Source organism: Candidatus Cloacimonadota bacterium (assembly GCA_020532355.1).
In the GTDB taxonomy this organism is placed as follows: domain Bacteria; phylum Cloacimonadota; class Cloacimonadia; order Cloacimonadales; family Cloacimonadaceae; genus UBA5456.
Genome location: JAJBBD010000121.1, coordinates 1 through 12,424 on the forward strand (window position 1 = coordinate 1; position 12,424 = coordinate 12,424).

The window sequence follows — 12,424 nt, forward strand, 5'->3', positions numbered from 1 at the left end:
AACTGCCAAAGAAGCATATAAGCAACACCTTAGCTTTAGTATATATTGGGGGACGTTCACAAGGGTAATCTCCGTTTTAGCCAAAGATGCGCGTGTGTTGGTATTGGATCACGGCTGCTTGCTTTGGCAAAAAAAAATCCGAAACTCTTTATTCACAATGGATGAATTGAAGCATTGCAACCTTTACGAGCTAGATACGGAAGCCGTTGTACCCATTCATCTAGCTTCCACTAAAGAAGAATACTCTGCCGCCACATTACGAAGAAAGATTATTCCTCAGCTTAATACCTGGCTGTGCACCAGGCCAAAAACCAGGTATTTTGTGCAGTTGCGTCCACAAAAAGCACTTGGATTAGATGAGTTTAATGGAAATTACGAAGATGAAGAAGCATTGTGGGAGTGGTCTTGCAAACGTTTAAATATTGAAAGCTCATGTAAAATTACTAACTATCAACAGGGATCGCATAAGGTAGCAAATAGAATTTTAGATGGTTTTATCGACCTCAAACTGAAGGACTACGCAATGTATCGCAATCACCCAGATTTGGATATCCAAAGCAACATGAGTGCATACTTGCATTTTGGTCAGATATCATCTGCAGAAATTATCAGAAAAACAGCAGAAAAATGTGGTATAGCACTGAAAAATTGTGGTACAATTATAAGTGGGAAAGCTCAGTATTCGGGTTTATACGCAAGCTTTGGAGCTTATGCCGAAGAACTGATTATCCGTCGGGAATTGGCGATGAACTTCTGCGAGTATAATCCAGAATATGAAAGTGCGAAATGCTTGCCTAAGTGGGCAAAAAATACGCTCACTAATCATCTGAATGATGTGCGAGAGCAAGACTACGCTATGGAGAGGTTAGAATCGGGAGAAACTGACGATATCTATTGGAATGCAGCACAAAAGGAGCTACTAAATAGTGGTAAAATGCATAATTATATGCGTATGTATTGGGGAAAAAGAGTTTTAGCATGGTGTCCGTCTGTAGATGAAGCGTATCAGATTTTAGCATATCTGAACAACCGGTATGAATTGGATGGTAGAGATGCAAATGCTTGGGCTGGGATAGCGTGGTGTTTTGGTAAACACGATCGTCCTTGGGCAGAACGCCCAATCTATGGCATGGTTCGCTACATGAATGCAGCGGGGTTAAAACGAAAGTTCAATATGAAGGCATATACTGCCAAATGGTTGAAAGGATAGAACAATGAAGCGCATTTTTGTTATCATAGTTCTAATAGTGTGTACGGGATTATTCGGTTTATGGGCAGAGCGGCGCAAGGTTGTTATTGGCGGCGATGCGGAATATGCCCCTTATGAATTTATCAATAGTACCGGTATGCCAGATGGATATAATGTGGAACTGAGCCGGGAATTGGCAAAAGTATTAGATTGGGATGTTGAGTTTCGCCTTGGCAAATGGGCTTTAGTAATGGACTGGCTACAAAACTCCGAGATTGATCTGGTGCAGGGAATGGCTTTCAGCATGCAACGTGCTAAAACATTTCATTTTTCCACAGCGCATAGTGTAACCTGGCGTTCCATCTTTGTACGTAAAGATTCCAGTATTCTATCAGAAGCAGATATTTTAGATAAATCTGTAGTTATTCAGCAAGACGATGTAGCTAAAGAGTATCTTGAACAGATAGGTTTTACAGGTAAATTAAATCATGTTCCTTCTCAAGATATTGCAATTCGGCTATTGAACAAAGGAGATTATGACGCCTGCGTTGCTAATTACACTCTGGGAATGTATACAATACAAGAGGGGAAACTCAAAAATATAAGAGTTCTTCCCTATCGCATTCATCAACGAGAATACTGTTTTGCTTCCTTAAATCCTGAGATTATTAAACAAGTAGATGAGGCACTGCTCCAGTTGAATATGGATGGCACTCTTAACACTCTGCATCAAAAATGGTTTGCGCAAAATATTACAAATCTCCCTATTCATCTTAGTATGGTAAGTATAATTCTTTTAGTTTGCATTCCGTTAATAATCCTTTCTGCAGTTATGGTAATTCTACTAAGGCGAAAACGAACTCAATTGAAGCTCAAGGACGCCCAATTTTCCGCCTTAGAAACAGCCCTACGTAATACACAAGCAGAATTTATCCAGTGGCAAAATGAGTTTACTGCCGGACCTATCGTAATCTATAAGTGCAAAGTAGAGCCTTATGAGATTATCTACATCTCCGATAACGTGGAAAAATGGGGTTTTACAGCCCAAGAATTGAAAGAGTTATCTACAGGTTTTACGGAACTCATATTTTCTGAGGATCGCGAACGCATTTTAGATGAGAGTATGGCACTCAGTTTGGGCAAAACAACCACGCTGTATTACAGAGTTCAGAGCAAATCTCAAGGATTGTGTTGGGTTTTAGATTACTGTAGTATGTTACTGAATCCCGAAACTAACGAAACCTGCTTATATGGTTACCTGCTTGATATTACTGAACAAAAAAACCTTGAGGCTCAACTTCTGGAAGAAAAAGAAAGAGCAGAAGCTGCCAGTATTGCTAAAAGTCATTTCCTGGCAAATATGAGCCACGAAATCCGTACCCCACTTAATGGTATAACCGGATTTTTGCAAGTTTTACTACAGATGGATTCGCCTCCAGAATTGAGAGAGATTTACGACATCATGTATTCTTCCGGCCAAAATCTGCTTAAAACAATCAATGATATACTGGATTTTTCAAAGATTGAAAGCGGTAAAATGGAATTAATGATAAGCGACTTTAACTTACGCTATTTGGTCGAAGATGTTGTTAAGCAATTTGAGTATCAGAATAAGCGCAAAGGTTTGGTAATGAGCTTCTATATTGAAGAGGGCATCCCAGATGTTTTGAAAGGAGATCAACTACGTTTAAAACAGATATTGATCAATCTGATGCAAAACGCCATAAAATTTACCGAACAAGGTAAAATAGAAATAAAAGCAGAGATTTACACTTCCTCAGAAAATGATATCCGCTTGCTGTTTAAAGTAATAGATACGGGGATAGGAATCAACCAAACCAAACAACAAGATATTTTCGATAACTATACTCAGGCAGACAAGGGCATAGCATCCAAATATGGAGGTACCGGTTTGGGGCTTGCCATAGTTAAACGCTTAGTAGAGCTGATGCACGGCTTTGTGTGGGTAGAAAGTGAACCGCAAAAAGGAAGTTGTTTCTTCTTCATCTTACCTTTTGCTCTACACAAAGAAGTATCAAGTTCCATACCCGAACAAAAACATGCTGCCATACACTGTGACAACTGTTTGCATGGGCGGGTTTTACTTGCCGAGGATGAACCAATAAATCAATTAGTAACAAAGCGGCAAGTGGAAGCTTGGGGCTTGAAGGTGGATATAGCTCAAAACGGTGTTGAAGCCCTAAAAATGCACCAGCAGAAACCATACGATCTAATCTTAATGGATATTCAAATGCCGCTAATGGATGGTATTACTGCAACGCAAAAAATTCGTGATCTTGAACTGACTACGAACAAACACACTCCCATAATTGCCTTTACTGCCGCAGCTTTGTTAGGGGATAGAGAGCGTTTTCTGGCTGTGGGAATGGATGCCTACATAGCAAAACCCATAGATATTTACGAGCTGTATAATTTAATCTGTGGTTTGCTGGAACTCAGATAAGAAATAAAGATATTGGATGTAAGATCGATGACACAAACGGCAAGATTGATACTGATAGCCGGAGGGACATGCTCTGGAAAAACAACTATTGCTAAAGCTATTGGCCGAAGATTAACCGATTTGAAAACAGTGATAGTTTCACACGATAACTATTATAAAGACCTCTCTTACTTGCCCATAGAAGAAAGAGGCAGAGTTAACTTTGATCATCCAGATGCTATAGATAAAGGATATCTAGTTTCAGATATTCTTGATATGCTGGCAGGAAAGGCAGTTAACGTACCCGATTATAGTTTTGTAACTCATAGCCGCAATGAAGGCAGCTTGTGTATTGCCGAAGCAGACGTAATTATCTTAGAGGGAATTTTTGCTCTATATTACAAAGAGTTATTGGAACTTTCGGATCTGAAGATATATGTGGATACTGATGCAGATTTGCGATTGGCTCGCCGGATTGGAAGAGACATAATTGACCGCGGCAGAAATGTGGAAAACGTTTTAGATCAATATTTACAAACTGTTAAACCTTCCCATGAGGCATTTATTGAACCCAGCAAAAAGAATGCCGATGTTATTATTCCTGGCGATAAAGAATTTGATAAGGTGTTGTATATGTTAAATGGGTATTTACTTTACGAATTGGTAAGTAATACCCGCCGTAGTTAGATAGCCTTTATTGGAGTTTGCTAGCTTGCGGTGTTATAGAAAAGAATCTTGTCAACGCACAAGCATATAAAGACCGTTGAGTAACCAGGACATATAGTAAAGCCCCATACTACTAGGTTGGTGGATGGACATAGCTACAATCAGAAAAAGCCCACCAAACCGAGATCTCGATCTATTCATGGGTTGCAAGCCTTGTGTAACAACCTTTCCACTTTATTTTATTCTTGCTTTTTTAATCTCTCTTGCATAATTTTTAGTGCCGGGCTGAGGTGAGAAAGGCTGTTCTTAGCCCGCTTAATAACGCTTGCGGCAGATTTAGTATCGCCAATAAACAGGTATGTTTTAACCAAGTTCAGGTAGATTTCACTCAGGTAGGGCCAAGCCTTTTCACATTGCAACAAAATGGAAATAGATTCTTGGGGTAAGCCGGTTTGTAGGGCGGCAGCAGAATAACGAATCATATGTTCCGGATTATTTATCTTTGCCATTTTACTGGCTTTACGATAGTAGTAGTAAGCTTGTAACCACATTTTTTTATCCGAGTAGATTAGTCCTGCAAATAGATTTAGCTGGACATGATCTGGACAGCATTCTTGTGCCTTTCTCAGATATCGCATTGCTTCATCAGATTCTCGCATTTCAATGTATTGTTCGATAATTACAAAATACACATACGGATGTTTGGGCAAGCGTTTGCGAAGCTTTTGCATAGTATCTATGCATTCTTGATGACTTCCCATCAAGGCTTGGGCATAACCAATATTGTAAAGTATCTCTTCCGGAGGATCTGGTATGCGTTTGTAATAAATAAGGGCTAGACGGTATTCACCCAAAGCCAGATAGCATCCAGCAATTGCTACAACTACTCTGAGGTTTTCCGGATCTAATGCCAATGAGCGCAAATAGTGTTTTAATGCCATGCTATACTGTAAGCGTGAGATAAATAGCTCTGCCATAGTTGTTTGTAGCCGCGCTTCGTTAGGGTATTCTTCTGCGGCGCTATTGAGTATATGCATAGCTTGCACCCAATTTTTTTTACCTAATTCTTGGGCTTGGATTATTGTTTGCTCAATACTCATTAACTATCTCTTGCAAGATTTCCTCAATTGCGCGTTGCAATTGTTTATCGTTGTTCGATACAAGATCATTCAGGCTATGTTCAACAATTATATCCGGAGTCGCACCAGTTCCCTCCATATTTGTGCCGTCCACTTTATACCACCCTGTACCGGGCATGCGCATCGCTGAGCCATCGAGCAAGTTAACTGTCCAAGTGCCAATAACTGCGCCACTGGAGGGGAAACCTACAACTTTCCCCAACTTCAACTCCCGATACACTATAGGAAAGATTTCTCCATCAGAAAAACTGTGTTCGTCTACTAAAACAATAGTGGGCACATAAATACCCTGCCGGGGCTCTACTCTGGGAAGATTACCATAACTTCTGCGGCTTGAATACGCATAAGGTTCCTTAATTAGCAAAGATATAATATCATCGTGAACTCTGCCGCCCACATTACCTCTAAAATCCAGGATCACGGCTTCTTTATCGTGATTATCCTTAAAATAAAGCCGATAAAAATCGTCATAATTGGTCTCACTCATTGCCGGAATGTGAATATATCCAATTCTTCCAGCTGTAGATTCTTCCACAAATCTTCGGTTTCGCTCTGTTTTGTATTCGTACCACATATTCCGGGCAGATCTGGCATCCATACCCATTATTTGACCACTAATGGGCACATTATCGCTTAAGATCGTAAATTTAAGCGGTTTATTTACCTTATCCACTAAAATAGAATCAATCGGGGTAAATCTTGTAATGGCAATATCATCAAGGTGTGTAAGTATATCTCCAGCTTCTATTCTGTAAAAACCAGAAAGACGTGTATTGGGGTACACTCTGCGAATAAGTATGCCGACATCCATCACTTCACTATAATCGAATTCTATGCCTAAGTAAGCCATATTTTTGTATGTGCTCTCACCTTCACTGCGGGGCGTAAACCCGGTGTGAGAAGCATTCAAATCTCCCACCATTTCATCTATAATAGAGCCAATTTCGTCTATGCCTCGCGCAAGAGCAGTGTACGGCAAGTATTCATCATACATTGCTTCCCAATTCTTCCCATGCATATTGGGATCGTAGAAGTTCTCGTTAAAAAAGCCCCAAGCTTGCTCGAAAACCCTTTGGTTTAATAAATTCACATTGTATGAATAATCTAAGCTAATGGAGATGTCTTTACGCTGTTTCGAATTTATATTGTAACTTTTTAATGCTGATTCTTCCAAATAGTAGAGTACGTCGTTGTATAGTTTGAAAGAATTGCTCTCGGCACTAAAAGAAGCTTCTTCTTTGGAATTTTTACCATATACATCACCTTTTTTGAGGCTCCCCTTTTTCTGATTGAACCACGAAACATCCAAATATAGAAACGTGGAATCGCTAAGGATTTTGATGGGATACAAGTTAGACATTTCGCCTTCGTATAATTGAAAGATACGCTTATCTATACCCTCCCAAACGATCTCAACCGGTCTTTCAATATCCGTCCCTTCTTCGGACATTTTGATGTCTATTACAAAGCCATCCTCCTCATCTTCAATTTCTTCGTCGTTATCAGATTCTGTATCGGTTTGCTCTAGTTCTAGTGGCTCAGTTTCTGTGCTTAAACTATCCTCTTCGGGTTTGGGATTGAAAATTTCATCCCAAGGATCTGTTTCATATTCAAATTCATCTCTGGGAACCAAATCCAATCTGTACAAATTACGAGCTCGCGTAAAGAGTAACGAGCGATTGTCTTTTGTCCAATGGATATTTGAGATGTTATACTGGTCGCTGAGTACCTTGGTATGGGTATCTGTCCCAAAATCGTAGATATAGAGCTCTCGCATGAAGTGTTTATCGTCTATAGTGCAATAAGCGGCGTGGCTGCCACTTTTATTGAAAGCAAGATTAGAAATCAATAAGTTTTCAATGTTCATAGGACGAATGTTTTCAAAAAGGCTGTCGGCAAGAGCTACTCGTCCGGCATTCTTGTAATCCGCATAGCGAATCTGCCAGTTGCCAAATTGATCCTTATCGATATCACGTACCGAAAGGCTATCTGCTCCGAACCATTTAATGGGTTCTGGAATGATCTCTTTATCTACTTTTGCTCGATACAGGGAATCCTTGCCCTGATTGTGTTTAAACAAAACCATTTCCCTATCCGAAAGGAATTCCACTTTCGCCCAACCAGAATGGTCAATTGTTATCGGTTTGGGGATGCCACCCTTCACTGGAACTACAAAGTTGTCGTATTTGTAATTGAAGCTTACGAGTTTAGCATCTGGCGAGATCGCATAATCCACAAGCTCATCCTTCATGCTGTGTTCACGAATGGGATTAATCCATGTATCTTGCGCAATGTCAATTTCAAGTTTTTGGATTCGATCTCCCGAGAGTTTGGTGGGATCATACTTATAAATCTCGTTGAAATGTTCAAAAACAAGGCGATCATTCGCTCTGGCTATGCTAATATCTCTAACACTAAACTGAGGTAGTTCTTCGGTAGTAAATACACGTTCAAAATTAAGGTCGTCAACTCTAACTAGCTGAAAGTTGTCGCCATCTGAGGCGGCATAGAATACAGAATTTGAAAAATGCGAGAATACGGGATAACGCTCTGTGTAATTTGTTTGAGTAAGCTTAGAGTAGTTCTTGGTCTCAATATCGAAAAGATGTAAATCGCCATTTAAAGAACCGGTATAGGATTCGCGATGAGCATCTCCATATCTACTGAAAACTATTTTCTTGTTGTCTGGAGATAGACTTGCCCAATACTCACCAATTTCGCCCAAAAGGATAGGACGTTCGCCATTTATGGGAAGCTTAAAAAAGGAGCTTCCATACTCGAAACTATATCCTATTGCCAGTAAATGTTTACCATCATTAAACCAATCTACTACTGAGTATGTCTCCCTAATTATCGGCTTTGCTTCACCACCACTTGATGGCATTATATATGAGTAGGTGCGACCTTCCCGATTGCTTTTAAAGGCAATCCACTGTCCATCCGGAGACCATATGGGTCCCCACTCTGATGCCTCTGTATTAGTTAATCTCCGCGCTATTCCCCCTGTAAAGGGAACTAGCCACAGGTCATCGGCAAAAACAAAACATACTTCTTTCCCATCTGCAGAAATGGCGGGATCTTTGGCAAATCCGGGGCTTTGCGCCAGTAAAGGGGTTATAATTAGCACTACAGCCATTATCATCAGAATAGCTCTAAGTTTCATAATCCTTCTCCAATTAATCCTTTTCAATAATACTTATTCCGCTTTGACGGGTTTTAATCTGATACGAGTGTTTAAGTATTCTAAATAAAGTTTTGGGATACACATCTGCTTCAACTCGAACGCTCTTCTTGATATCGGCTGGACGCTTGAGAAAGTTATTCAGTTGCCTATCTAATTCTGTTTCACATAGCTTTATGCGTTCATGTAGTTCGTCCAGTGCTTTGTTATCTCCCTCGTCACGCATACGAACCGCTTCTTTTGTCATTTGCATTAATAAGCCACGGTAAAAGGGACTGATGGCAATCTCGATCTCGGTTTCCTCCGCAGATTCAGAACCGGCAATGCCTATCTGTATGTTTCCCCCTGCTTGGCTCAAACCTCCGGTTATGCGCGAATCCGATCTAGTTCCAATGAGGTTTCCATCGCATGCAACATTTGAATTCTCTATGCTGTTATCAAATTGAATATCTTCTTTTACAAACACTCTAGATTGTTTAATGCTAGATACCTGCATATTGCCTAGAACTTGAATACCCGGGTTTGTGCAACCAATAATATCGTTAGATACAATTAGATCTCCTTCGATATAGACACTGCATTCATTGAGGCTGCCATTTACTTTAAGAGAACGTGCTGTGGCTATCTGCACCTTACTAATATCTCCTTCAATCTCTAGCTCTAAAGGACTTCTGATAAATTCATGGCGAGGTACTTCTTCCGCTTTTACTCGCAGGTGGGTCAAAATGCAAATGCGCTTATCTTGATCCAAATATGGGTATCCTGATGTTTCTGCTACAAAATCCCTTGCTTCGTAACGTACGCCCTCACCGGCAAGAGTTAATGCCTCCTCTTCGTTGATAACAGGCGGAGTAATTAACTCACCAAAGATGTCGTAGATGCTGCCATCTCGCTCAAATATGTTATCGGAGAAAGTTGCAACAACATCTCCCTCATTTACATAAGATATGTGAACAAGATCTTCCAGGTTGATTTCGGAAGGAGCACACAAGCTAGAATCTGGATCGAAATGGTAGTTTAAACTAGCTTCCTTCTGATCTCCCTTTTTGCACACTGCGATGGGAAAGGGTTTATCGAAATCTTTTTCGATTCCCCGTTCCCGGATGAGTTGCATAGCCTCATCAAAACCGGATTTTATCCCTGCTTCATCGATGAGGTCTAATATCTCTTTTTCGTCTACTAAGCATCCGCTTCGTTTAACCGTTAGCCAGGCCGAGGCACTATCTTGCCTCAATTCCAAGCTTAAGTTACCACTTTTGCTGGTGAGTATTTTATTCATTGCAAATCCCAATTATATTGATTTGTCTGTTGTTTCCCTTTTCTTTGCGGTAGGAGAAGTAATCTTTATTTTCGTAGGTGCACTCTTGCACGTTATTGATATTGATGAATTTCAGCTTTGCTTGAATAAGCTGTTGATGAATTGTTGCCCGAAGGTTTAGGTGCCTATATTGCTTGTTACACGGGCACAAATCCATTTGTTCAAGATTTTGATTGAATTCGTCCCAGAGTAATTCGCTTACCTCATAGTGCTGTTCGCATATCCCCGCACCAATATGAGCCACGATGTTTTCCGGTTTGCACCCATAGTGTTCAACCATCACCTTAACCGCTTCTCCTACAATATTCTTTCTGGTACCCTCACGCCCGCTGTGTACTCCTGCCACCACCTTTTGATACTCGTCGAAGAACATAACCGGAAAGCAATCCGCCGTACGGATTAGTAAGTACTGATTGCAGATATTGGTTACTAAGCCGTCTGCAACTGCAATTTGAGGATGATCTTTCACTCCTGCCCCATTATCTTCCACAGAGCATAAATGAACCATGTTAGAATGAGTTTGTTCGCAAATAACAACGTTGTTTATAGGGATATTTCTACCCTTTAGAATAATGTCCTTCTGTGTTTTCATTATCCCACGATAGTCTGGAATCCGCGTGCCCATGTGCAAAAAGATACCCTTCATTTATTTAGCTCCAAGCGCGGAGTTCGGTATACCGATGAGTTAGAATTCATAACCAGCATTCTTAGCATATTTTTACTGAAACGGGGCATAAGGCGAAGTCCATTTAAGCTCCAAACAAAACAAATCGAAGCACATATAAACATTGCTGTTTGAGGTCCAAACTTGCTGGTTAGGCTTCCTACCAATAAGCCTCCAAAGGGAGACATGCTTTGAAAGGTCATAGTATAAGTACTCAAAACCCTTCCCCGCATCTCATCGGAAACTAAGGTCTGCAACAAGGTATTCGTTGTAGCTGTAGTCATCATCATACCAAATCCAATAAACAACATCATCATCATACTCAAAAACAGATAGCTACTGCGAGAAAACAAGATAAGAGAAAAGCTGGCGGTCAATCCTACTGCTATCAAGCGCAAATGCATACCCTTAATACTTGTTTTAGAAGCCAAAACAAATGCTCCGGTTAAAGCGCCAATTCCCGCCGTAGACATCAATAAACCTTGAGTTCCACTATTTCCATTCAAAATATCTTTAGCAAAAACAGGCAGTAATGTTGAATAGCTAAAGCCAAAGAGAGTATATATGGCAAGATTCATTATGAGATACCGGATGGGAAAACTATGGTATACATATCTCCACCCACCGGCGATTTTTTTTAGTGTAGATTCTGTTCGGGGTAATAATGCTGGATACTCGATGCGAATAAAGAATAGCGATACTATTACAAAGATATAAGTTGCTGCATTTATGGCAAAACATACACCCTCACTAAAGAGAATTATCAGCAAGCCACCCACTGCTGGTCCAATCAATCTAGCACTGTTGAACATCGCACTATTAGTAGCAATTGCATTGGGCAACATCTTCTTATCGCCAATAAGATCAATCAAGAGATTTTGCCGGATGGGCGAATCTACTGCTTCGATTACACCTTGACACAGGGCTAAAACCAATATGGGATACTGATTACCTTCATTAATATACCCCGTTAAAACCAATGTTGCCAACAAGCTACTTTGAATAAAAAAGGCTATCTGGGTACCGATTATGGTGCGATGCCTATTTATTCGGTCTGCCCAAGCCCCTACAAAAGGTGAAATAAACACCGATGGAATCATAGAGAGAAAAGTTACTACGCCCAAAAGCCAGGCAGAATTGCTAAGTCGATATACAAACCAGCCCATGGTTGTGCGTTGAATCCATGTTCCAATTAATGATATAGCTTGCCCACCAAAGAATATTCGGTAATTGCGAATGCTTAGCGAAACAAAGGTTTTACGGATGAATCTTATCATTACAGAATAAATCGTGAGAGATCCTCACTCTCTATAACCGGACTTAAGCGAGATTGAACCATTGTTTGAGTAACGTTAATTTTCTTTAGTTTGGGATCGGGCATTTCAAACAAGAAATCGTCTAATAATGTATTGAGAATAGTATGCAAGCGTCTTGCCCCAATATCTTCCATTTTGTCATTTGCCATGGCCGCAAACCTAGCTATCTCTTTAATGGCGCCAACGCTAAAACTAAGCTCCACTTTTTCGGTAGCAAATAGTTCATGATATTGTTTAGTAAGTGCGTTTTCAGGCTCTTTGAGGATGCGGATAAAATCTTTTTCACTTAAACTATTAAGCTCCACGCGGATGGGAAAGCGTCCTTGCAATTCCGGAATTAGATCGCTGGGTTTCGAGCTGGAAAAGGCTCCGGCAGCGATAAACAACACGTGAGAGGTATCTACCGATCCATACTTGGTCGGTACGCTACTGCCCTCTACAATAGGTAAAAGATCTCGCTGTACTCCACTTCGCGAAACATCAATGCCTCCATGCTTGTCAGAGTTGG

General features: G+C 40.5%; 9 protein-coding genes. 3 read left to right on the forward strand and 6 right to left on the reverse strand.

Annotated elements, in window-relative coordinates:
• The 3 genes from LHW48_04255 to udk form a co-directional block, all read left to right on the forward strand.
• Positions 1-1,210, forward strand: a 1,210-nt coding sequence (locus tag LHW48_04255; protein ID MCB5259672.1) for a deoxyribodipyrimidine photolyase, incomplete at its 5' end; no start/stop codon positions are given.
• A 4-nt stretch (positions 1,211-1,214) separates the two neighbouring features.
• Complete coding sequence (locus LHW48_04260) at positions 1,215-3,653, forward strand: transporter substrate-binding domain-containing protein (protein ID MCB5259673.1); 2,439 nt, start codon at positions 1,215-1,217, stop codon at positions 3,651-3,653.
• Positions 3,654-3,680: 27 nt separating this feature from the next.
• Positions 3,681-4,319 (forward strand): uridine kinase, encoded by a 639-nt coding sequence (gene udk, locus LHW48_04265; protein MCB5259674.1) that lies wholly within the window; start codon positions 3,681-3,683, stop codon positions 4,317-4,319.
• Positions 4,320-4,537: 218 nt separating this feature from the next.
• Here udk and LHW48_04270 read toward each other — a convergent pair whose 3' ends face one another.
• The 6 genes from LHW48_04270 to LHW48_04295 form a co-directional block, all read right to left on the reverse strand.
• Positions 4,538-5,398 carry a tetratricopeptide repeat protein gene (locus tag LHW48_04270; protein ID MCB5259675.1) on the reverse strand — a complete coding sequence of 287 codons (861 nt, stop codon included), beginning with the start codon at positions 5,396-5,398 and terminating at the stop codon, positions 4,538-4,540.
• Positions 5,388-8,600 carry a hypothetical protein gene (locus LHW48_04275; protein ID MCB5259676.1) on the reverse strand — a complete coding sequence of 1,071 codons (3,213 nt, stop codon included), beginning with the start codon at positions 8,598-8,600 and terminating at the stop codon, positions 5,388-5,390. The genes LHW48_04270 and LHW48_04275 overlap by 11 nt, the downstream gene beginning before the upstream one ends.
• 13 nt (positions 8,601-8,613) lie before the next feature.
• Positions 8,614-9,897 (reverse strand): FapA family protein, encoded by a 1,284-nt coding sequence (locus LHW48_04280; protein ID MCB5259677.1) that lies wholly within the window; start codon positions 9,895-9,897, stop codon positions 8,614-8,616.
• Complete coding sequence (locus LHW48_04285; protein ID MCB5259678.1) at positions 9,890-10,582, reverse strand: polyphenol oxidase family protein; 693 nt, start codon at positions 10,580-10,582, stop codon at positions 9,890-9,892. Before LHW48_04285 ends, LHW48_04280 begins: the two co-directional genes overlap by 8 nt.
• On the reverse strand, positions 10,579-11,877 hold the full coding sequence (locus tag LHW48_04290; GenBank protein ID MCB5259679.1) for an MFS transporter: 1,299 nt from the start codon (positions 11,875-11,877) through the stop codon (positions 10,579-10,581). The genes LHW48_04285 and LHW48_04290 overlap by 4 nt, the downstream gene beginning before the upstream one ends.
• Positions 11,877-12,424: AAA family ATPase (locus tag LHW48_04295; GenBank protein ID MCB5259680.1), on the reverse strand; the 548-nt coding region annotated here is incomplete at its 5' end. The genes LHW48_04290 and LHW48_04295, both read right to left, overlap by 1 nt.